This window comes from Stenotrophomonas sp. AGC87 (assembly GCF_057333975.1).
The window spans coordinates 86,327-108,936 of the sequence record NZ_JBHFHW010000001.1; the positions used below are offsets into that span (position 1 = coordinate 86,327).

Below are 22,610 nucleotides of genomic sequence, written 5' to 3' on the forward strand. Positions count from 1 at the left end.
GCCTGCAGCAGGTCGCGGGCGGTTTCGACCGCGCCGCGGCCGCGCAGGCCCGAACCCAGGAAGATCGCCAGCAGCTCGGCATCGGACAGGGCGCCGGCGCCTTGGGCAAGCAGCTTTTCGCGGGGACGCTCGGCACTGGGCCAGTCTCGGATCGACATGGCCCCAGTCTCCCTTGGTGCGGAGCGGGCCACCATCGGTGAACCGGGCGGCATCGTGTCGGTAAATGCAGGGCATCGTGCCAAGTTGGGCGGTTGCTTATGACGAAAACATGCCTCCTTATGCCGCTGGCGCATCAGGCGGCTTACGGACCATCGGGTAAGCTAATCGCCTCGGTTCGACAGGAACACCCAAGGTGGCTGACTCCCCCCAGGCTTCTCCGGCGTCCGCGCGCCCGTTGGAAGGCCAGAAGCTGTTGTTGTGCGTTGGTGGCGGGATCGCTGCCTACAAGTCGCTGGAACTGGTGCGCCGCCTGCGCGATGCCGGGGCCCAGGTGCAGGTCGCGATGACCGCCGGGGCCCAGCAGTTCGTCACCCCGCTGAGCTTCCAGGCGCTGTCCGGCCAGCCGACCCGCACCACCTTGTGGGACAGCGCGGCCGAGCAGGCCATGGGCCACATCGAGCTGGCCCGCTGGGCCGACCGTATCGTGGTCGCGCCGGCCACGGCCGATCTGCTCGCGCGCCTGGCCAACGGCCACGCCGATGATCTGGTCACCACCCTGTGCCTGGCCACGACCGCGCCGCTGACCGTGTGCCCGGCGATGAACCACCGCATGTGGCTGCACCCGGCCACCCAGGCCAACATCGGCCTGCTGCGTGAGCGTGGTGCCCAGGTGATCGGGCCGGAAGACGGTCTGCTGGCCGAAGGCGAGTCCGGCCCCGGCCGGCTCACCGAAGCGCACGCGATCGTGGCCGCGCTGGCCGGGCTGCACGCGCCGGCCCCCGCCGAGCCACCGGCGAGCAGTGAACTGAAGGGTCTGCGCGTGCTGATCAGCGCCGGCCCCACGTATGAAGATATCGACCCGGTGCGCTACGTCGGCAACCGCAGCAGCGGCAAGATGGGTTACGCCCTGGCCGCCGCGGCCGCCCGCCTGGGCGCGCAGGTGGTGCTGGTCAGTGGCCCGGTCCAGCTGGCCACGCCCGCCGGTGTGCAGCGCGTTGATGTGCGCTCGGCCGCGCAGATGCGCGAAGCGGTGCTCGGTGCGTTGCCGGCCGACATCTATATCGGTGCGGCCGCGGTGTCCGATTACACCCCGCGCCAGGTCGCCCCGCAGAAACTCAAGAAGACTGCCGATACCCAGAGCCTGACCCTGGAGCTGGTGCGCACCCCGGACATCCTGGCCGAAGTGGCCACGCAGACCAACGCGCTCAAGCTGGTGGTCGGCTTCGCCGCCGAGACCCACGATGTGGAGAAGTACGCGCGCGGCAAGCTGGTCGACAAGCGCCTGGATCTGGTGATCGCCAACCAGGTCGGGATCAGCACCGGCGGTTTCGAAAGTGATGAAAACGCGGCCACGGCCTACTGGCAGGGCGGCGAACAGGTGTTCCCCGGCACCTCCAAGGCCGTGCTGGCCGAACAACTGTTGTCCCTGATTGCCCAGAGGTTGCACGCATGACCATCGATTCCTCCCTCCAGCCGTTGCAGGTCAAGCTGCTCGACCCGCGTTTCGGCGACGAATGGCCGCTGCCGGCCTACGCCACCGAACACAGCGCCGGGCTCGATCTGCGTGCTGCGCTGGAGACCGAGCTCACGCTGCAGCCCGGCGACACCGCGCTGATTCCCAGTGGTATCGCCATCCATATCGCCGATCCGAACCTGGCCGCCGTGGTGCTGCCGCGCTCCGGGCTCGGCCATCGCCACGGCATCGTGCTGGGCAACGGCACCGGCCTGATCGACGCCGATTACCAGGGCCCGCTGCTCATCAGCGCCTGGAACCGCGGCCGTGAGCCGTTCACGCTGCAGCCCGGTGATCGCATTGCCCAGCTGGTGGTGCTGCCGATTGCACGCGTGGCGCTTCAGGTAGTGGATACTTTCACCGACAGCGCCAGGGGAACGGGTGGATTCGGCCATACCGGGGTGCGCTGACAGGGGAGCTTCATGAGCAAGGCGAAGGCGGAAGGACGGCCGCGGTTGACCACAGGGCGCTCGGTGCCGCTGCTGGCCGTGCTGCTGGTGCTGTTGGCGGTCTGGTTCGGGTGGAGCGGTGTGCGCCAATGGCGCCAGGCGGCCGTCGGCGCCGCGCTTGAACAGTCGCGCGATCAGGTGGTCGCGGGGCTGCAGACGGCGTTGACCGGTCAACTCGGCAAGCTCGGCAAGGTGCTCAAGACCGAGCGCGTTGCCAGCGCACTGGCCAGCGGCAACGCACACGGTGCCGCCGTCGCCATCCGCGAAGGCTGGCCCGGCGTGGAAGACGTCCAGATCCTCACCGCCGATCTCGATGCGGCCTACGCCGATCCGAAGGCTTTCGGTTACTCGCGCCTGGCCCTGCTCGAGGCGGCCATCGCCGATGACAAACCTGTCGGCCGCGTGGTGCGCGATGCCGGCGGCCAGCGCCTCGGCCTGGCCGCGGCGGTGGAGCTTGGCCCGCAGGGGGCGGCCGTGGTCTACGTGCGCCAGCCGCTGCTGCGGCTGACCGGCATATTCGACCAGGTCGCCGTGCCGGGCGCCGGCTACCTCGCCCTGCGCCAAGGCAATCACAACGTGGTTGAGCAGGGCAGCCGCGGGCTGTCCGGCGGCGCCGAAGCGCTGGCACGTCCGGTCGGCACCAGTGGCCTGCGTCTGTCTGCCGCGGTGCCGGACATCGAACCGGGCCCGTTGGGCCTCGGCGCGATCTCCAGTGCGGTTGTCGCCGTGTTGCTGCTGTTGATCGCCGTGCTGCTGGTGCTGGGCAAAGGCAAGGTGCCGTTGCCGCGTCGCCGTGGTGCTGCCGACAGTGCTGCCGACGCCGGCCCGACCTTGAGCGAAAGCCTGGCCCAGGCCCCGCTCGCGGTGGCCGCCGTCGAGAACGTTGATGAAGCAGCAGCGGCATCGCCGCCGCCGTCCGTGCCGGGCGAGACCGTCGCGGCCGAGATCTTCCGCGTCTACGACATCCGCGGCATCGTCGGCCGCGAGCTGACCCCCAAGGTCGCCGCCCTGATCGGCCAGGCGATCGGTTCGGTGCTGCAGGTCCAAGGCCTGCGCGACATCGTGGTGGGCCGCGATGGTCGCCTGTCCGGCCCCGAGCTGACCGCCGGCCTGATCGAAGGCCTGCGCCGCGCCGGCTGCAACGTCACCGATATCGGCCTGGCGCCGACCCCGGTGGTGTACTTCGCCAGCTACCACCTGCGCGCAGGCAGCTGCGTGGCGGTGACCGGCAGCCACAACCCGCCGGACTACAACGGCTTCAAGATCGTGGTCGGCGGCGAAACGCTGTCCGGCGATGCGATCACTGAGCTGTACCACCGCATCCGCGATGGCCAGCTGCACGTGGCACCTGAGCCGGGCAGCTTCCAGACCCGCGAGGTCAACGCCGATTACATCCAGCGCATCGCCGATGACGTGCAGCTGGATCGCCCGCTCAAGGTGGTCGCCGACGCGGGCAATGGTGTGGCCGGCGAGCTCGCCCAGCCGCTGCTGGAAGCGATCGGTGCCGAGGTCATTCCGCTGTACTGCGATGTGGACGGCACCTTCCCGAACCACCATCCGGACCCGAGCGACCCGCACAATCTGGAAGACCTGATCCAGACCGTGAAGCGCTTTGATGCGGATATCGGCCTGGCCTTCGACGGCGACGGCGACCGTCTCGGCGTGGTCACCCGCGAAGGCAGGATCATCTACGCCGATCGCCTGCTGATGCTGTTCGCCGCCGATGTGCTGATGCGCAACCCGGGCGCGCTGGTGATCTACGACGTGAAGTGCAGTGGCAAGCTCTCCGATTACGTGCTGCGCAACGGTGGCAGCCCGCTGATGTGGAAGACCGGCCATTCGCTGATGAAGGCGAAGATGCGCGAAACCGACGCCGAGCTGGCGGGCGAGATGAGCGGGCACTTCTTCTTCAAGGAACGCTGGTTCGGCTTCGACGATGGCCTCTATGCCGCCGCGCGCCTGCTGGAGATCCTGGCCCAGCGCGAAGAGAGCCCCTCGGAGGTGTTGGACGAACTGCCCGACAGCGTCTCCACCCCCGAACTGAAGGTGCCGGTGGACGCCGGCACCCCGCATGCCCTGGTGTCGCTGTTCGTGTCCTCGGTGCAGGTGGAGGAGTCACCGTTCGCCGGCGCGCGTCTGTCCACCATCGACGGCCTGCGTGCCGACTTCCCCGATGGCTGGGGCCTGGTGCGCGCGTCCAACACGACCCCGGTGCTGGTGCTGCGTTTCGAGGCCGATGACGAAGCGGCGCTGGAGCGCATCAAGGCCCTGTTCCGCGCGCAGCTGCAACCGCTGCTGCCGGGTGTGGAACTGGGCTTCTGACCGGCGTGGGTACCGACCAACGGTCGGTACCTACCCCTTGAACCGCAGCCCCACGCCGGGCTCGGTGAACAGATACCGCGAATCCAGCGCCGAATCGCCCAGCTTGTGGCGCAGCTTGCCAACCAGAATGCGCAGGTAATGCGTGTCGTGCTGGTGGGTGGGCCCCCAGATCTCCTGCAGGATCTGTGGCTGGGTCACCACCCGCCCGGCATTGCGCAGCAGCAGCGACAACAGCGCGTACTCCTTGCGCGTCAGCGCCACCGGCGTACCGTCCAGATGTACTTCGCGCCGTACCAGGTCGATATGCAGGTGCCCATCATCGAACTGCGGCAGCACGCCCTCGCTGGAGACCGTGCGCGAGCGCAGCAGCGCCCGTACGCGCGCCATCAGTTCCTGTGTGCCGAACGGCTTGGTCACATAGTCGTTGGCGCCCGCATCCAGCGCCCGTACCTTCTCGGTCTCGCTGGCGCGCACGGTCAACATGATCACCGGCACCTGGCTCCACTGGCGCAGCTCGCCCAGCACGTCATGGCCTTCCATGTCGGGCAGGCCGATATCCAGGATCACCAGGTCCGCCCCCTCGCCGACCAGCGCTTCCAGCCCGGCCTGGCCGGTCGCGGCCTGGGACACGCGGTAGCCCTGCGCGCGCAGGCTGATCTCCAGGAAGCGTCGGATCTGCGCTTCATCGTCGATCACCAGCACGCGCGCCGGGGGCACGCCGTGGGAAGCCTCAGGAATCGTCGTTGTCATCGGCAGGGTGGGGGTGCAGCAAGGGCAGGGTGATGCGGATCAGGGTACCGCGTCCGTCGCGCCCCGGCAGCGCCTGCACGCTGCCGCCATGCGCGCCGATCATGCCCTGGCAGATGGTCAGGCCCAGGCCGGTGCCATGCCGGCCGCGGTCGCCGCGCTCCACGCTGTAGAACATATCGAAGATGCGCGCGCGCTCGTCGTCGGGAATGCCCGGCCCGGCATCGAGCACGTCGATACGCAGTTCGCCCTCGACCAGCCGCGCCTGCACCTCCACCGCCGCACCGGGCGGGGAGAACTTGGCCGCGTTTTCCATCACGTTGAATACGGCCTGTTCGACCAGCGCCGGATGCACCCAGATCGGCGCCAGTTCAGTGGGAATATCCAGCTTCAGCAGCACGTCGGGTTGATAGCGCTGCAGGCGCCGCGCGGCCGAACCGACCAGCTCGTCCACGCCGATCCAGTCGCGGTTGATCTGCAGGCCGTCATGGCCGAGCCGGGTCATGTCCAGCAGGTTCTGGATATAGCGGTCCAGGCGCTCGCCTTCGACCAGGATGGTATCGAGCAGGGCGCGCCGGTCACTGGCATCCATTGCATCGGCGTAGCTGGAGAGGCTGTCGGCCGAGCCGATCATCGCCGCCAGCGGCGAGCGCAGGTCATGCGAGACCGAAGACAGCAACGCCGAGCGCAGCCGCTCGGTCTCGTTGCTCACGTGCGCCTTCTCCAGATCCGCCACCAGCTGGGTGCGCAGCGCGGCCTGGGCGATGTCATCCACCATCGCCTCGGCCAGTTGCCGCTGCTCCGGCGTCAGCCGGGGCGCCTCGCGCGGGAAGCGCATGCCGGCCACGCCGATCGCCCGGTCGTCGCCGTCCAGCAGCGGCAGGAACCACCAGCCCGCGCCGGCCAGCGTATCGGTGAAGCGTCCGCTGGGCTGGCCATGCCGGTGCGCCCAGTCGGCCGCGGCCAGATCGGTATCGCCCGGCGCGGCGCTGCCACTGGCGCTGGTGTACTGCCCGATGCGCAGCCACGCCGGCGCATCCATCGCCTGTTCCAGCGCCTCGCGGCCGGCCTGCGCGACCTGCTCGTTGCTCGGCGCACTGGCCAGCTGCCGGCCCAGGGCCTGGCGCGCATGTGCGTGCCGGTTGGCCGCGCGCAACGCCACCACCTGCATGCGCAGGCGCGAGGCCAGTCGCCCGGCCACCAGGGCTGCGGCCAGGAACAGGAAGACCGTGATCACGCCCTGGCGCGCGCTGATCGCGAAGGTGAAGCGCGGCGCGATGAAGAAGAAGTTGTAGGCCAGGAAACACAGCGCGGCGGCGATCACCGCTGCACTGGTGCGGCTGCGCGCGGCGACCATCACCACCGCCACGATGAACACCATCGAGAGGTCGTACAGCCCGATCCAGCGCTCGGCGATCAGCGCCACCAGGCAGGCAACCGCCGTAGCGCCGAGCGCCAGCAGCGCATCCTTGCCGGCACTGCGGCTGGGCATCGACAGCCCGGACCGGCGTGCCCGCGCGCGCGCCTGTGGCGTACCGATGATGGTGATCTCGAAATGCGCACCGCGCCGGATCAGCTGCTGGGTCAACGTGCGGTTGAGCATGCGCGCCAGGGGGCGCTCGCGCGTGCGGCCCAGCACCAGCGTGGAGACACCGTTGTGTGCGGCATGGTCAAGCAGTGCATCGGCGATGCTGGAGCCATGCAGCAGCTCCGCTTCACCGCCGAGGCGGCGGGCGAGGGCGAAGGCGGCATCGATCTCGCGCCGGGTCTGCTCGTCGTGCGCGCGCGCCTGCACCGTCACCACCGTCCACGGCGCATCTCGCCGCTCGGCGATGCGCCGGCCGACCCGCACCAGGTACTCACTCTGGCCGCCGCCATCGATCGCCACCAACACGCGGCGGCGCAGCGGCAGGTTGCCTTCGCCGCGCGCAGCACGGGTCTCGCGCAGGCTGCTGTCCACGCGGTCGGCTGCTTCCTGCATCGCCAATTCGCGCAGTGCGGTCAGGTTGGCCGGCGAGAAAAACGCCTGCAGCGCCTGCGCGGCCTGCTCCGGCACATAGACCTTGCCCTGCTGCAGCCGCTCGATCAGCTCGCGCGGCGGCAGGTCGACCAGCACGATGTCGTGCAGGCGGTCGAGTACCGCATCGGGCACGGTCTCGCTGACCCGCACCCCGGTGATGCGCATGACCACGTCATTGAGGCTTTCCAGATGCTGGATGTTGACCGTGGTCCATACATCGATGCCGGCATCGAGCAGCTCCATCACGTCCTGCCAGCGCCGCTCGTGCCGGCTGCCGGGCACATTGCGGTGGGCCAGCTCGTCCACCAGCACCAAAGCGGGGCGACGTGCCAGCACCGCATCCAGGTCCATTTCATCCAGCGCGTGCTGTTGATACTCACGCTGCAGCAGCGGCACCTGCGGCAGGCCCGCCAGCAGCGCCGAGGTCTCGGCGCGGCCGTGGGTTTCCACCAGCCCGATCACCACGTCCACGCTGCGGCGCAGCTGCTCGTGCGCGCGGGTGAGCATGCTGAAGGTCTTGCCCACGCCGGGGGCCGCACCCAGGAACACGGTGAGTTTGCCGCCAGCTTCGCGCTGCAGGCTCTCGACCAGGGCATCGGCCTGGCGCGTACGGGAGTCGCTCATGGGCGGGGATTGTGCGCCCGGGAGGGTACGCAGCGCATCAAGGCATCCCGTACAGCCGGGCAGTGCCCTGCTGCGCGTCGAGAGCAACGTTCAACGTCATCACGTTCACCCGCGGCTGGCCGAACACGCCCCATTGCGGGCCCAGGGTATTGGCCTGCACCAACGCGGTGACGCGCTCCACCGGCAGACCACGGCTGCGCGCCACCCGGGCAATCTGCATCTGCGCGGCGGCCGGGGAGATCTCCGGGTCCATGCCGGCGCCGGACTGGGTCACCAGATCGCCGGGAACTTGGGCGGCAGGCACGCCTTCGCGTGCGGCCACCGCAGTGATGGCCGCCTGCACCCGTTCCTGCAGCGCCGGGTTGCTGCGCGCCATGTTGCTGCCGGCGGCGGCCATCGGATCGTAGTTGGCTGCCGACGGTCGCGCCTGGAAGTAGCCATCGCCGACGAACGGCTGGGCGATCAACTGCGAGCCGCGCACCTGCCCATCACGGATGAGCAGGCTGCCATCGGCCTGCGCCGGAAACAGCAGCCGGCTTACGCTGGTGGTGGCCACCGCGTAGGCCAGGCCGAGCAGCAGCAGGCTGCTCACGCCGAGCCCGAGGGCCGGGCGCCAGGCGCTGTCCTGCTGCAGCTGGGTGGAGGTGGCAGCGCGGCTGCGCGCCGAACGGGGAACAGAAGCAGCTAGCGAGCGGTTCATGCGCCGAATACCGAGACAAGGAAGAGGTCGATCACTTTGATGGCCGCAAACGGCAGCAGCACGCCACCCAGGCCGTACACCAGCATGTTCCGGCGCAGCAGCGCCGTCGCCGTGGCCGGGCGGAAGCGCACACCGCGCAACGCCAGCGGGATCAGCGCCGGGATCACCAGGGCGTTGAAGATCAGTGCCGCCAGCACTGCATTGCGCGGGCTGGACAGGTGCATCACGTTCAACGCCGCCATCGCCGGCAGCGTCGAGGCGAACAGTGCCGGCAGGATCGCGAAATACTTGGAGACATCGTTGGCCAGCGAGAAGGTGGTCAGTGCACCACGCGTGATCAGCTGTTGCTTGCCCACTTCCACCACCGCCAGCAGCTTGGCCGGATCCGAATCCAGATCGACCATGTTGCCGGCCTCCTTGGCCGCCTGCGTACCGGAGTTCATCGCCAGCCCGATGTCGGCCTGGGCCAATGCCGGTGCATCGTTGGTGCCGTCGCCGACCATCGCCACCAGGCGCCCACCGGCCTGCTCGGCACGGATGCGGGCCAGCTTGTCTTCGGGGCGGGCCTCGGCGATGTAATCGTCCACGCCGGCCTCGGCCGCGATCGCCGCAGCGGTCAACGGGTTGTCGCCGGTGATCATCACCGTGCGGATGCCCATCGCACGCAGCTGCGCGAACTTCTCGCGCATGCCGTGCTTGACCACGTCCGACAGCTCGATCACGCCCAGCACATGGCGGCCTTCGCACACCACCAGCGGGGTGGCACCGTTGCGCGCCACCTGCTCCACGCGGCCCGGCAGCTCCGACGGCACCGTGCCGCCCAGCGAACGCACGTACGCGGTGATCGCATCGGACGCACCCTTGCGGATGCGGCGGCCGCCGTCCAGATCCACACCGGACATGCGGGTCTGCGCAGAGAACGCGAGATAGTCCGCACGGTCGGGCTCGGCGGTGGTGCAGCCCTGCTCCCGCGCGAGACGCACGACCGATTTGCCTTCCGGCGTCGGGTCGGCCAGCGAGGACAGCAGCGCCGCTTCGCGCAGCTGGCTGGCGTCGATACCAGCAAGGGCATGGAAATGCGTGGCCTGGCGGTCGCCGTAGGTGATGGTGCCGGTCTTGTCGAGCAGCAGCACGTCCACATCGCCAGCCACTTCCACCGCCTTGCCGGACTTGGCCAGCACGTTGGCGGCCAGCGCACGGTTCATGCCGGCGATGCCGATAGCCGGCAGCAGGCCGCCGATGGTAGTCGGGATCAAACACACCAGCAGCGCGATCAGCAGCAGCGGATCGACCTGCACCCCAACGAACGCCCCGATCGCCGGCAGCGTCGCCACCACCACCAGGAAGGTCAGCGTCATCGCCGCCAGCAGCAGGGTCAGGGCGACCTCGTTCGGGGTCTTCTGGCGGTTCGCGCCTTCCACCAGCGCGATCATCCGGTCCAGGAAGCTGTGGCCCGGCTCGGCGGTGATGCGCACGATGATCTGGTCGGAGAGCACCTTGGTGCCACCAATCACGCCACTGCGGTCGGTACCGGCTTCGCGCAGCACGGGCGCCGATTCACCGGTCACCGCCGCCTCGTTGATAGTCGCCAGGCCCTGCACGATCTCGCCATCGGCCGGGATCAACTCGCCGGCACTGACGATGACATGGTCGCCCGGGCGCAGTTCGGCCGCCGGGACCTGGGTTTCACTGGCCCCGGCATGCGCGGCGGCCAGCCGGCGCGCGCTGAGGTCCTGGCGGGCCCGCCGCAGCGAGGCGGCCTGGCCGCGGCCACGCGCTTCGGCGACGGCCTCGGCGAAGTTGCCAAACAGCACGGTCAGCAGCAGGATCGCAGTGACCGCCAGGCCGAAGCCCAGCGGCGCATTGCCGGTCAGCGTCACCAGTGCGCTGACCGCCGTGCCGACCATCACCACGGCCATCACCGGGCTGTGCAGCAGGTGCCGCGGCGAGAGCTTGATCACGGCATCGCGCAGGGCACGGCGCCAGCCGGCGCCATCCAGCAGGCGCTGGCGGCGGTGGGAAGAAACGTTCAACGGATACGTACTCATGGGAGGAGGTCTCAGTGCAGCGTCAGCGACAGGTGGTCGGCGACCGGGCCCAGCACCAGCGCCGGCATGAACTGCAATACGGTGAGGATGACGATCAGCGCGATCAGGGTCAGCGCGAAGGTCGGGGTTTCGATCTGCAGCGTGCCGGCCGATTCCGGCGCCCGCCGCTTGGCCGCCAGCTGCGCGGCCACGATCAACGGAATCACCAGCACCGGGTAGCGGCCCAGCAGCAGCACCAGGGTGCAGCTCAGGTTCCACCACACCGTGGCATCGCCGAGGCCTTCAAAGCCCGAGCCGTTGTTGGCAAACGCCGAGGTGTACTCGTAGAACACCTGGCTGATGCCGTGGAAGCCGGGATTGGAGGTGCCGGTGATCGATGGGATCGCCAGGGTCAGTGCGGTGAAGCCCAGGATGGTGATCGGCTGCAGCAGCACCAGCAGCGCGAGCAGGCGCACCTGCGGCGTTTCCAGCTTGCGGCCGAACAGTTCCGGCGTACGGCCGGTCATCAGCCCGGCCAGGAACACGCCCAGCAGCAGGTACACGATGAACTGCTGCAGGCCGCAGCCGATGCCACCCCAGATCGCATTGACCAGCATGTTGACCATCGGCACAGCCCCGGCCAGCGGGCTGAGCGAGTCATGCATACCGTTGACCGAACCATTGGACACCTGCGTGGTGATCGCCGCCCACAAGCCCGTGCCATCGGCACCGAAGCGCACTTCCTTGCCCTCCATCAGCAGCGGGCTGGCAGCGGTGGCCGAGTGACCCTCCAGCCACACCGTGGCGGCAATCGACACGCTGGACATCGCCAGCATGCAGCCGAACACCAGCCCGGCCAGCCGCTTGCGCCCGGTGAACGCGCCCAGCATGAAGATCACCGCGATCGGAATCAGCAGGATGCCGATCAGTTCCAGCGCGTTGGACAGCGGGGTCGGGTTCTCCAGCGGCATCGCGCTGTTGGGGCCGTACCAGCCACCGCCGTTGGTGCCCAGCTGCTTGGCCGCGACCATCGCCGCGACCGGCCCGAGCGGAATCTTCTGCGTGTCCATGCCGGCCGCGGCATCGATGGGCGTGGCGTGCGGACCACCAGCGAGCGTGGCGGGCACGCCCTGGCTGGTCAGCAGCACCGCCCACAGCAGGCACAGCGGTAGCATGAAGCGCACGGACGCGCGCACCACATCGGCGTAGTAGTTGCCCACATCGACACGGCGGTCCGCACTGAGCAGCACGGCCTGGTCGGCCGGCACATCCTCGGGGCGCGCACTGAACAGCGCACGCAGGGTGGCCACCACCAGCGCCAGGCCCATCATCGGCGTCACCACCTGCAGGCCGGTGATCGCAGTCATCTGCGCGAAGTAGGACAGCTGCGCCTGGCCGGAATAGTGCTGCTGGTTGGTGTTGGTCAGGAACGACACCATCGTGTGCAGCGCGGTATCCCAGCGCAGGTTGGGGATCTGGTCGGGATTGAACGGCAGCCAGGCCTGGGTCATGAAGACCGCCTGCACCAGCACCGCGATCACCACGTTGCTGAGCAGGAAGGCACCGACGTAGCCACGCCAGGACATGCCGCGCGCGGGGTTGACCCCGAGCAGCCGGTACAGCGGTTTTTCAATCCACCCGGACAGCGCATCGCCGCGCATCGGGCCACCGCGCATCACCCGGGCCAGGTACAGCCCCAGCGGAAAGGCCAGCACGATGCTGGCCAGCAGGATCAACAGGATCTCGGTCATGGTCGGCTCCGGTCAGAAGGTTTCGGGCCGAAGCACGACGTACAGCAGATAGGCGGCGGCAACGAGCACCAGCACGCCGCACAGCAGGGAAAGCCAGGCAGACATGGTCGTGGCCTCAAACGCGGGAAAGGGGGTGCACGATGCGCAGGGCACCGGCGGGGAAGACAGGCAGATACAGGCTCATGGGACGTCCAGGTGGAACCACTCCACGTCAGGCGCTCATGGTCTGCCTGCCCGGCATAAACGCTCCACGCCCGAAACCCGCGCCTCCCGTAAAAAGTGCATAAAAAGGTGCTTCCCTGCCGCGAGCGTTACGCCCCGCAGCGTCCGGCAGGCCCCTCGGCAAATGTCCCCCGGCCGCCGCCTGACGGCGACGGCCTCCTCCTTGATTTTGCCCAGGGACCTACCGGCCGCTACGGAGCTCAGCGTGCGGTAGGCCGAAGGCACACCGGCGCTTGCCGTGGGGCGCCAGGGGTCCGGATACGCGGGGGTGCTATGCCCTTGTGGGCGAAATCAAGGAGGAGGGGACGGCCGCAGGCCGGCACCGGGGGACATTCGCCGACAAGGGCATAGCGCCCCCGCGCCCGACCAACCCACCGGTCCCGCTTCCGGAAAAGTTCAGAGCGCGCTCCGTGCCTGCCGCGAGGACAAAAACAGAAAAGGCGACCCAAAGGCCGCCTTCGTTTCAACGCAATCGCACATCCACCCTTACCCGCGCGGATCGCTCCCCACACCCTTCAACAACCGATAGCGCTGCAGCGTGCTCTCGATCTCCACATCCAGCGCCCGGCGCTGCTGCTCGAACGAGGCCTGCATGCGCCGCTGCGCCACCAGCTCGGCATGCCGCTCACGGATGCGCTCGGCCTGCTTGTCCGGCACCGGCTGCCCATCCAGCTCCCGGTTGCCCGCGCTGGCCAACAGCGTGACCAGCGCATCACGCACGCTGGCCACGTTGTAACTGGCGGTGTGGATGTTGTTGTCCAGGATGCCGCTGCGCTCGGCGAACACCCGGCGCAGGTCGTCCTCGTTCTCGTACGTGGCCAGCATGGCCTGCTCGGTGCGCTGGCGGGTCTGCTCGGCGGCCAGGTCCAGGCGCTGCTGCGCGGCCTGCGCAGCAGCGTCGGCGCGTTCCTCGTCGGTCAACGCGCGCTGTACTTCGCCACTGCGCATGCCGCTGCGCAGGTTGAACTCCTCGCGCGCGCTGTTCACCGCCTCCTGGGGCAGGGCATCACTGCAGATCCGCTCGCTGCCCTTGTTCCAGCAGTACAGCTTCTTCGGTGTCGCATCGGCCGCGCGCTTCTGTGCCTGGGCAGGCAACAGCGGCACGGCCAGCAACAGGCCGACAACGGTGAACGTGGCAAACCTGGACATGGTGAAAGCCCCCTGCTCTCAACGCGTAGGACGGCTGCCGTAGCGGGAACGATAGTCCTCCAGCGGCTGCCGGTAGCCGACAAGTTCCGGATTTCCGGAGGCAAAATCAAGCAGGTCGGCCAACGTGGCCACGGCGACTACCGGAATCCCGGCTTCTTCGGCCACGGCCTGCGCGGCCGAACGGCGGTCGGTTTCCGAGGCGATCTCCTGGCGGTCCAGCGCCACCACGATGCCGGCCGGGGTGCCACCGGCGCCCTTGATGATCGCCAGCGCCTCGCGGATCGCGGTGCCGGCGGTGATCACGTCATCCACGATCAGCACGCGCTTGCCGTTCATGTCGGCGCCGATCAGGTTGCCGCCTTCGCCGTGGTCCTTGGCTTCCTTGCGGTTGAACGACAGCGGCAGGTCGCGGCCGCGCTGGGCGAATTCACAGGCGGTCGCGGTGGCCAGCGGAATGCCCTTGTAGGCCGGGCCGAACACGACGTCGAACTTCAGCCCGGTCGATTCCACGGCATCGGCGTAGCAGGCCGCCAGCTGGGACATGCGCGCGCCGGAATCGAACCGGCCGGCATTGAAAAAGTAGGGGCTCAGACGGCCGGACTTCAGGGTGAACTGGCCGAAACGCAGGGCATCGGCGGTCAGGGCCAGTTGCAGGAAACGGTGGCGATGGTCGCTCATCAAGACTCAATTCAATTCATTTGGAGCGCAAATCCTAATGCATGCCCGCACTTTTCCGCTCGCCGGCACCTGCGGCCCGGTGTCGCATAGGGCGGCGAGACGACCCGCAAAGGCCCCGGCGCGCGGTAATCGCGTCCGTTTCCAGCCAGCCCCTGCAAGAGCCGAAACGGTATGCTCTTGCGGGTATCGTTCCAGACCCGGGTCAGCATGCGCATCATCAGTTTCAACGCCAACGGCATCCGTTCCGCCGCCACCAAGGGCTTCCTCGAGTGGTTCCGCGCTCAGGACGCCGACGTCCTGTGCATTCAGGAAACCAAGGCCCAGGAAGACCAGCTGACCGACCCGATGTTCCGCCCGGACGGCCACCACTGCTTCTACCGCGACGCCATCACCAAGAAGGGCTACAGCGGCGTGGCGATCTACAGCAAGCGCGAGCCGGACCAGGTGATCACCTCGCTGGGCTGGGCTCCGTTCGACGATGAAGGCCGCTACATCGAGGCCCGCTACGGCAACCTCAGCGTGGTCTCCTTCTATATCCCCTCGGGCAGCTCGGGCGATCTGCGCCAGGGCTTCAAGTACGAAGTGATGGAGTGGCTGCGCCCGATCCTGGCCGGGTGGCTGGCCAGTGGCCGCGACTACGTGCTGTGCGGCGACTGGAACATCGTGCGGTCCGCGCTGGACATCAAGAACTGGAAATCCAACCAGAAGAACTCCGGCTGCCTGCCGCCCGAGCGCGACTGGCTCAACGGCCAGTGCGTGGACGCCGACCAGGCGCTGGATATCGCCGCCGGCCAAGGCTGGACGGATGCGTACCGCCTACTGCACCCGCAGGGTGAGGACTACACCTGGTGGAGCAACCGCGGCCAGGCGCGCGCCAACAACGTCGGCTGGCGCATCGATTACCAGTTCGTCAGCCCAGGCCTGCGCGACCGTCTGCGCAGCTGCTCGGTCTACCGCGATGAACGCTTCTCCGACCATGCCCCGTTCACGGTGGATTACGCCCCATGACCGAAGCGGTCGAGCCGGTGTCCTACAAGGGCTGGGCCGGGATCAAGCGCGCTTTCGGCACGCCCTCGGCGCTGACGATGGCCTTCCTGGGCTTCGGCAGCGGCCTGCCGTTCCTGCTGATCGCCTCGCAGACCCTGTCCACCCGTCTGCGCGATGTGGGCCTGGACCTGAAGAGCATCGGCCTGATCAGCCTGGCCAGCTTCTTCTACCTGATGAAGTTCGTGTGGGCACCGTTGATCGACCGCTACGCGTTCCCGCTGGTCAGCGCGCTCGGCCGCCGCCGTTCCTGGCTGCTGGCCTCGCAGATCGGCGTCACCGGCGGACTGTTCGCACTTGCCTTCGTCCGTCCCGAGCTCGGCGTCACCCCGCTGGTGCTGTGGGTGCTGGTGGCCTCCTTCGCCGGTGCCACCCAGGATTCGGTGGTCGATGCCTACCGCATCGAGATCGCCCCGGAGAGCGCGCAGGCGGCGTTGGCCGCCACATACACGCTGGGCTACCGCATCGGCCTGATCCTGGCCGGCGCGGGCGCGCTCTACCTGGCGCAGTTCGAAGGCTGGATCGTGGCCTACCTGGCCATGGCCTCGCTGATGCTGCTGCCCATCATCACCACGCTGGTCTGCCGCGAACCGGTCCAGCCGGAAGTTCGCATCCAGCGCCGCATCGATTTCTTCGGCGCGTTCTGGCAGCCCATCAGCAGCTTCTTCAGCGCCAATGGCGTGGCGCTGGCGCTGGCGCTGCTGGCGTTCGTGGGGCTCTACAAATTTCCCGACCAGGTAATCGGGGTGATGTCCGGTCCGTTCTATCTGGACTCGGGCTTCACCAAGGCCGATATCGCCACCGTCTCCAAGCTGTTCGGGGTGTGGATGGGCATCGGCGGTGCCTTCCTCGGCGGCATCGCGGTGGCCGCGTTCGGCTTCCGCCGCATGCTGCTGGTCGCCGCGCTGGGCGTGGCGCTGTCCAACCTGGCGTTCCTGCTGATGGCGCACAACCCGGGCCAGCTGTGGGCGTTCTACGCGGCGCTGAGTGCGGACAACCTGTTCCAGGGCTTTGCCGGCACGGTGCTGGTCGCCTTCATGTCCTCGCTGACCGACCGCAACTTCACCGCCACCCAGTACGCGCTGCTGGTCTCGCTGGCCAACCTGCCGGGCAAGTTCGTCGGCGGCGTCTCCGGTTACATCGTGGAGGCGAGTTCCTACAGCACCTTCTTCATCCTCAGCGCCACTACGGTCATCCCGACCCTGCTGCTGCTGATCTGGTTGTGGCCGCGGATCCGGGACCGCAGCACGGCCTGAGTGGTTTGCGTGCCGGCAGGGCCTGATGGATCATGCCGGCACAACGGCCGCGGGGATGGCGGCGCGCCAACGGGGAGAACGATGGCTGATCTACTGCTGCGGGAGGTGGACCCGCTGTTGCTGGAACGTATCCGCCGCATTGCGATTGCGCGCGGCTGGACCCGTGAGGACACCTGCGTGGCGCTGCTGGAGCAAGGCCTGTTCGCCAGCGAACTGGAGGTCCGCAGCGGCTTCCACGATCCCGAAGTCGATGCGCTCGCCGATGCGATCGCCGCCCTGCAGGCGTTGCCGGACGCGCAGGGGCTGTAGCGGCGGCACGCCGCGAACGGCGGATCGGCGATCACAGCCGCACGCCGCGCGCCCCCCGCCGTGGCCCCCGCCGTGCCCCTCAGCCCGGGTGGATTGCCCCGAGAATCCGCGGGCCCCGCGCGCCACTGACGCCCGGCAGATTGCCCGGCAACCCGGCCAGCGTGCGCTGCGCCAACCAGGCGAAGCCCATCGCCTCCAGATAGTCCGGGTCCAGCCCGTGCACCGCGCTGGATTCGATCACCACGCCCGGCAGCCGCGCACGCAGGCGCCGCAACAGCTGCGGATTGCGCACGCCACCGCCGCACACCAGCACCCGCTTCGCGCCCGGCAGGTGGGCCAGCAGCGCATCGGCCACGGTGGCGGCCGTCAGTTCCAGCAGGGTCGCCTGCACATCCGCGCCGGAGACCTGCCCCTCGCTCAGCTGCGCCTGCGCCCAGTCCAGGTGGAACTGCTCGCGCCCGGTGCTCTTGGGCGGCGGCAGCGCGAACCACGGATCGGCCAGCCAGCGCGCCAGCAGTGCGGTATCCACCTGGCCACTGGCCGCGAACGCGCCGTCGGCATCGAACGGTTCGCCGCGATGGCGTTGGCACCACGCATCCATCAGCGCATTGGCCGGGCCGGTATCGAAACCGCGCGCTGTGCCCTCGCGCGGGATCAGGGTGAGATTGCCGATGCCGCCCAGGTTGAGCACGGCACGGTCTTCATCGCTGTCGCCCAGCATCGCCAGGTGGAAGGCCGGCATCAGCGGCGCGCCATGGCCGCCGGCGGCGACATCGCGGCGACGGAAATCGGCCACGGTGGTGATGCCGGTCAGCTCGGCGATGCGGTTGGCATCCCCGATCTGCATCGTGAAGGCGGGATCGGCCAGCGGGCGGTGGCGCACGGTCTGGCCATGCGAGCCGATCGCCTGCACCTGGGCGCGGTCGATGCGCGCGCTGTCCAGCAGGCGGCTGGCGGCTTCGGCGAACGTGATCCCGACCTGGGCATCGAGGCGGCCCAGTGCATCAAGCGAGGTGATGGTGCCGCCTTCTCCCAGGGCGATCAGCTCGGCGCGGATCGCCGGATCCCAGTCGTGGGTCAGGCCATGGACGAAGCGGCAGCCGCCCTCGGCGGGGAACTGCACCAGCGCGGCATCGATGCCGTCGGCGCTGGTGCCGGACATCAGGCCCAGGTAGAGCGGGGTGGTGGGATCAACAGCAGAGGTCATGGCCAGGCGGTCCAACGGGTTGCGTGCAGCTTCCGCGCAACCCGTTGCCGCCGTCAATCGCAGCGATCAGCCGCGGTTGGATTTGACCGGCTTGCCGGCCTTCGCCGTGGCCGTATCGGCGGCTTTGGCATCCGGTGCCGGGCTGGCATCGGCGTAGATCAGCTTTTCCATGCCCTGGATACGCGCCAGCGCCGGTGCGGTCTGGGCACGGAAGGCAGCCAGCTCGGCGCCCTGCAGCGGCTCCGGCGGCGGCATCGTCACCGACAGCGGATTGCGGTGCACGCCGTTGACGCGGAATTCGTAGTGAAGGTGCGGGCCGGTGGCCATACCGGTCGAGCCGACGTAGCCGATCACGGTGCCCTGGGCCACGCGCTGGCCGGTCTTGATCTTGCCGAAGCGCGACATATGCCCGTACAGGGTGGTGTGGCCGCGGCCATGATCCAGGATCACCACGTTGCCGTAACCGCGCTGGGTCCCGGCGAACTGCACGCGGGCATCGCCGGCGGCCATGATCGGGGTGCCGGTGCGCGCGGCGTAGTCCACGCCCTTGTGCATGCGCATCTTGCCCAGCACCGGGTGCTTGCGCGCGCCGAAGCTCGAGCTCAAGCGCGCGAACTGGATCGGCATGCGGATGAAGCTCTTCTTCAGCGGCCGGCCGCTGGCATCGAAGTACTCGGATTTGCCGTTGCGGTCGAAGCGGAAGCCGCTGTAGGTCTTGCCGCCCGAGCTGAAGGTCGCCGCGAGGATCTTGCTGGTGTCCACCTTCTCGCCTTCGCGCCAGGTTTCATCCAGCACCACGCTGAAACGGTCGCCCGGCTGCAGGTCCTTGGAGAAGTCGATGTCGTACTTGAAGATCTCGTCGGTCATCGTCGCGATCGCCGAGGGCGACAACCCGGCCTTGCGCGCGGCGGCATACAGCGAGCTGGTGATCTCGCCACTGGCGACCACGCGGCGGGTCGAGCTCTCGCGCTTGCTCACCGTTTCGGTGATCTTGTCGCCGGCCAAAGACAGCTCCACGCGGTTGTCGGCATCGCGGTCGAAGCGGATCGTGCGCAGCTCACCGGACAGCGGCAGGTCGAAGGCGATCTCCGCACCCGGGCGCAGCTTGGTCAGCGATTCGCGCACACCGGGGTGCTCCAGCACCTGGTGCATCACCGTGGCCGGGATGCCGGCCTGGTCGAACAGATTGCTCAGGGTCTGACCGCGCTGCACGCGCAGCACCTGCCAGCTGTCGCCGGGGGTCTGCTGCTGGCGTTCCAGCGACAGCGGCGGCAACGGCAGCGCCAGGGTCGAATGGCTGACCGAGTAGGGCGAGTCGATGGTGTGCGAGAAGCCGGGGACGATCGTGGCCACCAGGGCGCCGATGGTGGCGAACAGGCTGGCGTGCATCCAGTGGCGGCGGGTCCAGCGCTGGTTGAAGGCCGCAGGAAGATGCTGTTTGAGCTTCCGATGGAGGGCGGTGTCGTGGAGGACGTGGAGACGTTCCTTGAAGCGCTGCTTGCGCGCGCGGCCTTGATCGGAATTGAGCATCGTCGGTCTGTTCCTGGCTGGCCCGGGAGCGCGGGCCCAAACGTCGGTAACATAGACAGGTATAAATACCGCGTCAAACCCTTGTGCCTATTGGCTTTTGTGAAGCACCTGCGGTTAACTTGTACTTAACGTCATTCATATAAATAAGGCATTGCCGGGAGTTGTCACGTGTCCTCGATTGAAGAAGCCATTGCCCTGATCGGGCGAGGCGCCGATGAGATCCTCAAATCCGACGAACTGCGCCAGCGTCTGGAAAGCGGCCGTCCGCTGCGGGTCAAGGCCGGCTTCGACCCCACCGCACCGGACCTGCACCTGGGCCATACCGTGCTGCTCAACAAGCTGCGCCAGTTCCAGGACCTGGGCCACCAGGTGATCTTCCTGATCGGCGACTTCACCGGGATGATCGGCGACCCCTCGGGCAAGAACGTCACCCGCAAGCCGCTCACCAAGGAAGACGTGCTGGCCAACGCGCGTACCTATGAAGACCAGGTCTTCAAGGTGCTGGACCGCGAGAAGACCGAAGTGCGCTTCAATTCGGAGTGGTTCGGCAAGATGGCCGCCGCCGACATGATCCGCCTGGCCGGCCAGCACACCGTGGCGCGCATGCTCGAGCGCGACGATTTCGCCAAGCGCTATGCCGCCCAGCAGTCCATCGCCCTGCATGAGTTCCTGTACCCGCTGGTGCAGGGCTACGACTCGGTCGCGCTGGAAGCGGGCGTCGAACTGGGCGGTACCGATCAGAAGTTCAACCTGCTGATGGGCCGTGGCCTGCAGGAGCACTACGGGCAGAAGCCGCAGATCGTGCTGACCATGCCGCTGCTGGAAGGCCTGGACGGCGTGGCCAAGATGTCCAAGTCGCTCAACAACTATATTGGTATCAGCGAGCCGGCCATCGACATCGTCACCAAGACCATGAAGATCGGCGACGACCTGATGTGGCGCTGGATCGAGCTGCTCTCCTTTGATATCAGCCAGGCCGAGGCCAAGGCCCTGCGTGAGCAGGTCGAGGCGGGCGGGTTGAACCCGCGCGAGGTGAAGCTGCGCCTGGCGCGTGAGCTGACCACCCGCTTCCATGATGCCGCGGCGGCCGAACAGGCCATCGCCGGTTGGAATGCCGCGGTGACCGGGCAGGGCGATGTGACCCTGCTGCCGCTGCAGGAAGTGACCATCCCGGCCGAAGGCCTGCGTATTGGTGCCCTGCTGACGGCTGCCGGCCTCACCCCGAGCAACTCCGAAGCCTCCCGCAAGCTTAAAGAGCGTGCGGTGAAGGTGGATGGCGAGGTGGTGGAGGATGCCCAGCAGGTGTTCGTGCCCGGTTTCGAAGGCCTGCTGCAGGTCGGCAAGCGCACGTTCGCACGCGTGTTGCTGGTCGCAGCCTAAGTGGGACAAGGGGTTCGGGCGATCCGGACCCCTTCCAGCATGAATGTGGGAGAGGCGACGTGAAAAAATGTCGTCTACCCCCTTCACAAACGACCCGGATAGGGACATACTTTCCCTCCCCCGACGCAGGGGCCACCGCAAGGCGGCAACCGCGAAGGAACAGGACTTCAACTTCTTCGAAAGAAGGTGTTGACGGAAACGAAAAGCCTGACATAATAGGCGGCTCGCAACGACGAAAGCCTCTGAGGCGAACGACGAAGCGGCATCGGCAACAACGGTTCACTTCGGTGAAACGGCCTTGAAAAAGGTGTTGACGAAGCAGATAAGCCGGTCTATAATGGGCGGCTCGCAACGACGGAAACGTCGGGGCAAACGGAAGAAGGCGCTGAGGCCGATTCCAAAGTTCTTTGACAGTATGCGCAGGTATCTTGTGAAGGCGCCTGCAGGAAGGATGTATGTCCATCTTGCAGACGTTTGATCAAGCAACATATCAATTGTTTTAAAGCAAGCGAAACGTTGCCAGCGGTCAAGCATCTGCAGCTTTAAATTTTTAGTCTTCGGACTATGCGTTTTTAAGTGAAGAGTTTGATCCTGGCTCAGAGTGAACGCTGGCGGTAGGCCTAACACATGCAAGTCGAACGGCAGCACAGTAAGAGCTTGCTCTTATGGGTGGCGAGTGGCGGACGGGTGAGGAATACATCGGAATCTACCTTTTCGTGGGGGATAACGTAGGGAAACTTACGCTAATACCGCATACGACCTTCGGGTGAAAGCAGGGGACCTTCGGGCCTTGCGCGGATAGATGAGCCGATGTCGGATTAGCTAGTTGGCGGGGTAAAGGCCCACCAAGGCGACGATCCGTAGCTGGTCTGAGAGGATGATCAGCCACACTGGAACTGAGACACGGTCCAGACTCCTACGGGAGGCAGCAGTGGGGAATATTGGACAATGGGCGCAAGCCTGATCCAGCCATACCGCGTGGGTGAAGAAGGCCTTCGGGTTGTAAAGCCCTTTTGTTGGGAAAGAAAAGCAGTCGATTAATACTCGGTTGTTCTGACGGTACCCAAAGAATAAGCACCGGCTAACTTCGTGCCAGCAGCCGCGGTAATACGAAGGGTGCAAGCGTTACTCGGAATTACTGGGCGTAAAGCGTGCGTAGGTGGTTGTTTAAGTCTGTTGTGAAAGCCCTGGGCTCAACCTGGGAATTGCAGTGGATACTGGGCGACTAGAGTGTGGTAGAGGGTAGTGGAATTCCCGGTGTAGCAGTGAAATGCGTAGAGATCGGGAGGAACATCCATGGCGAAGGCAGCTACCTGGACCAACACTGACACTGAGGCACGAAAGCGTGGGGAGCAAACAGGATTAGATACCCTGGTAGTCCACGCCCTAAACGATGCGAACTGGATGTTGGGTGCAATTTGGCACGCAGTATCGAAGCTAACGCGTTAAGTTCGCCGCCTGGGGAGTACGGTCGCAAGACTGAAACTCAAAGGAATTGACGGGGGCCCGCACAAGCGGTGGAG

The 22,610-nt window shown here is 67.2% G+C and carries 17 protein-coding genes, 1 rRNA gene and 1 pseudogene; 8 read left to right on the plus strand and 11 right to left on the minus strand.

Annotated elements, in window-relative coordinates; translation table 11 throughout:
* A pseudogene (locus ACE026_RS00405) lies at window positions 1-158 on the minus strand (UPF0758 domain-containing protein); the annotation flags it as partial.
* A gap of 194 nt (window positions 159-352) precedes the next feature.
* Here ACE026_RS00405 and coaBC point away from each other — a divergent pair.
* The 3 genes from coaBC to ACE026_RS00420 are packed head-to-tail and all read left to right on the plus strand — an operon-like array spanning window position 353 to window position 4,443.
* Window positions 353-1,612, plus strand: a complete 1,260-nt coding sequence (coaBC, locus tag ACE026_RS00410; RefSeq protein ID WP_486036980.1) for a bifunctional phosphopantothenoylcysteine decarboxylase/phosphopantothenate--cysteine ligase CoaBC — start codon at window positions 353-355, stop codon at window positions 1,610-1,612.
* Window positions 1,609-2,082, plus strand: a complete 474-nt coding sequence (gene dut / locus ACE026_RS00415; protein WP_046272982.1) for a dUTP diphosphatase — start codon at window positions 1,609-1,611, stop codon at window positions 2,080-2,082. Before coaBC ends, dut begins: the two co-directional genes overlap by 4 nt.
* Before the next feature lie 12 nt (window positions 2,083-2,094).
* The gene (locus ACE026_RS00420) at window positions 2,095-4,443 is read left to right on the plus strand and encodes a phosphomannomutase/phosphoglucomutase (RefSeq protein WP_486036982.1); all 2,349 of its coding nucleotides are present in this window, start codon (window positions 2,095-2,097) and stop codon (window positions 4,441-4,443) included.
* A 30-nt stretch (window positions 4,444-4,473) separates the two neighbouring features.
* Here the strand turns inward: ACE026_RS00420 and ACE026_RS00425 are convergent, their stop codons facing one another.
* The 8 genes from ACE026_RS00425 to pyrE all read right to left on the minus strand — a co-directional run bounded on the left by ACE026_RS00425 (window position 4,474) and on the right by pyrE (window position 14,361).
* Complete coding sequence (locus ACE026_RS00425) at window positions 4,474-5,193, minus strand: response regulator transcription factor (RefSeq protein WP_478056477.1); 720 nt, start codon at window positions 5,191-5,193, stop codon at window positions 4,474-4,476.
* A complete protein-coding gene (locus ACE026_RS00430; RefSeq protein ID WP_486036984.1) occupies window positions 5,174-7,834 on the minus strand; it encodes an ATP-binding protein in 2,661 nt (886 codons plus the stop codon). The genes ACE026_RS00425 and ACE026_RS00430 overlap by 20 nt, the downstream gene beginning before the upstream one ends.
* A gap of 37 nt (window positions 7,835-7,871) precedes the next feature.
* Window positions 7,872-8,534 (minus strand): potassium-transporting ATPase subunit KdpC, encoded by a 663-nt coding sequence (kdpC, locus tag ACE026_RS00435; RefSeq protein WP_486036986.1) that lies wholly within the window; start codon window positions 8,532-8,534, stop codon window positions 7,872-7,874.
* On the minus strand, window positions 8,531-10,582 hold the full coding sequence (gene kdpB / locus ACE026_RS00440; RefSeq protein ID WP_486036988.1) for a potassium-transporting ATPase subunit KdpB: 2,052 nt from the start codon (window positions 10,580-10,582) through the stop codon (window positions 8,531-8,533). Before kdpB ends, kdpC begins: the two co-directional genes overlap by 4 nt.
* An 11-nt stretch (window positions 10,583-10,593) precedes the next feature.
* The gene (kdpA, locus tag ACE026_RS00445) at window positions 10,594-12,312 is read right to left on the minus strand and encodes a potassium-transporting ATPase subunit KdpA (RefSeq protein ID WP_486036989.1); all 1,719 of its coding nucleotides are present in this window, start codon (window positions 12,310-12,312) and stop codon (window positions 10,594-10,596) included.
* A gap of 12 nt (window positions 12,313-12,324) precedes the next feature.
* On the minus strand, window positions 12,325-12,417 hold the full coding sequence (locus ACE026_RS00450) for a potassium-transporting ATPase subunit F (protein ID WP_019183961.1): 93 nt from the start codon (window positions 12,415-12,417) through the stop codon (window positions 12,325-12,327).
* A gap of 603 nt (window positions 12,418-13,020) precedes the next feature.
* Window positions 13,021-13,683, minus strand: coding sequence for a hypothetical protein (locus ACE026_RS00455; protein WP_486036991.1), 663 nt, complete (start codon window positions 13,681-13,683; stop codon window positions 13,021-13,023).
* 18 nt (window positions 13,684-13,701) lie between these two features.
* Window positions 13,702-14,361, minus strand: coding sequence for an orotate phosphoribosyltransferase (gene pyrE / locus ACE026_RS00460; protein ID WP_486036992.1), 660 nt, complete (start codon window positions 14,359-14,361; stop codon window positions 13,702-13,704).
* Between the two features lie 207 nt (window positions 14,362-14,568).
* Here pyrE and ACE026_RS00465 point away from each other — a divergent pair, with 207 nt between their 5' ends.
* The 3 genes from ACE026_RS00465 (at window position 14,569) to ACE026_RS00475 (ending at window position 16,970) form a co-directional block, all read left to right on the plus strand.
* Window positions 14,569-15,369, plus strand: coding sequence for an exodeoxyribonuclease III (locus ACE026_RS00465; RefSeq protein ID WP_019183958.1), 801 nt, complete (start codon window positions 14,569-14,571; stop codon window positions 15,367-15,369).
* A complete protein-coding gene (locus ACE026_RS00470; protein WP_486036993.1) occupies window positions 15,366-16,661 on the plus strand; it encodes an AmpG family muropeptide MFS transporter in 1,296 nt (431 codons plus the stop codon). Before ACE026_RS00465 ends, ACE026_RS00470 begins: the two co-directional genes overlap by 4 nt.
* 81 nt (window positions 16,662-16,742) lie before the next feature.
* Window positions 16,743-16,970, plus strand: a complete 228-nt coding sequence (locus tag ACE026_RS00475) for a hypothetical protein (RefSeq protein ID WP_486036994.1) — start codon at window positions 16,743-16,745, stop codon at window positions 16,968-16,970.
* A gap of 79 nt (window positions 16,971-17,049) precedes the next feature.
* On the opposite strand, the gene ACE026_RS00480 is transcribed toward ACE026_RS00475, so the two are convergent.
* Window positions 17,050-18,177 (minus strand): anhydro-N-acetylmuramic acid kinase, encoded by a 1,128-nt coding sequence (locus tag ACE026_RS00480; RefSeq protein WP_486036996.1) that lies wholly within the window; start codon window positions 18,175-18,177, stop codon window positions 17,050-17,052.
* Window positions 18,178-18,243: 66 nt separating this feature from the next.
* Window positions 18,244-19,707: a peptidoglycan DD-metalloendopeptidase family protein gene (locus ACE026_RS00485; protein ID WP_486036998.1), complete on the minus strand. Its 1,464-nt coding sequence runs from the start codon at window positions 19,705-19,707 to the stop codon at window positions 18,244-18,246.
* Window positions 19,708-19,875: 168 nt separating this feature from the next.
* Here ACE026_RS00485 and tyrS point away from each other — a divergent pair, with 168 nt between their 5' ends.
* Together tyrS and ACE026_RS00495 are read left to right on the plus strand one after the other, a co-directional pair.
* A complete protein-coding gene (gene tyrS / locus ACE026_RS00490) occupies window positions 19,876-21,087 on the plus strand; it encodes a tyrosine--tRNA ligase (RefSeq protein WP_486037000.1) in 1,212 nt (403 codons plus the stop codon).
* Between the two features lie 573 nt (window positions 21,088-21,660).
* Window positions 21,661-22,610 (plus strand): 16S ribosomal RNA (locus ACE026_RS00495); the annotation flags it as partial.

Bases quoted from the DNA above. Each gene is read 5' to 3' on its own strand.
- kdpB (WP_486036988.1), bottom strand. From the start codon at position 10,582: ATGAGTACGTATCCGTTGAACGTTTCTTCCCACCGCCGCCAGCGCCTG.
- dut (WP_046272982.1), top strand. From the start codon at position 1,609: ATGACCATCGATTCCTCCCTCCAGCCGTTGCAGGTCAAGCTGCTCGAC.
- ACE026_RS00455 (WP_486036991.1), bottom strand. From the start codon at position 13,683: ATGTCCAGGTTTGCCACGTTCACCGTTGTCGGCCTGTTGCTGGCCGTG.
- kdpA (WP_486036989.1), bottom strand. From the start codon at position 12,312: ATGACCGAGATCCTGTTGATCCTGCTGGCCAGCATCGTGCTGGCCTTT.
- ACE026_RS00450 (WP_019183961.1), bottom strand. From the start codon at position 12,417: ATGTCTGCCTGGCTTTCCCTGCTGTGCGGCGTGCTGGTGCTCGTTGCC.
- ACE026_RS00465 (WP_019183958.1), top strand. From the start codon at position 14,569: ATGCGCATCATCAGTTTCAACGCCAACGGCATCCGTTCCGCCGCCACC.
- ACE026_RS00430 (WP_486036984.1), bottom strand. From the start codon at position 7,834: ATGAGCGACTCCCGTACGCGCCAGGCCGATGCCCTGGTCGAGAGCCTG.
- ACE026_RS00480 (WP_486036996.1), bottom strand. From the start codon at position 18,177: ATGACCTCTGCTGTTGATCCCACCACCCCGCTCTACCTGGGCCTGATG.
- kdpC (WP_486036986.1), bottom strand. From the start codon at position 8,534: ATGAACCGCTCGCTAGCTGCTTCTGTTCCCCGTTCGGCGCGCAGCCGC.
- ACE026_RS00425 (WP_478056477.1), bottom strand. From the start codon at position 5,193: ATGACAACGACGATTCCTGAGGCTTCCCACGGCGTGCCCCCGGCGCGC.
- pyrE (WP_486036992.1), bottom strand. From the start codon at position 14,361: ATGAGCGACCATCGCCACCGTTTCCTGCAACTGGCCCTGACCGCCGAT.
- ACE026_RS00470 (WP_486036993.1), top strand. From the start codon at position 15,366: ATGACCGAAGCGGTCGAGCCGGTGTCCTACAAGGGCTGGGCCGGGATC.
- ACE026_RS00420 (WP_486036982.1), top strand. From the start codon at position 2,095: ATGAGCAAGGCGAAGGCGGAAGGACGGCCGCGGTTGACCACAGGGCGC.
- ACE026_RS00475 (WP_486036994.1), top strand. From the start codon at position 16,743: ATGGCTGATCTACTGCTGCGGGAGGTGGACCCGCTGTTGCTGGAACGT.
- ACE026_RS00485 (WP_486036998.1), bottom strand. From the start codon at position 19,707: ATGCTCAATTCCGATCAAGGCCGCGCGCGCAAGCAGCGCTTCAAGGAA.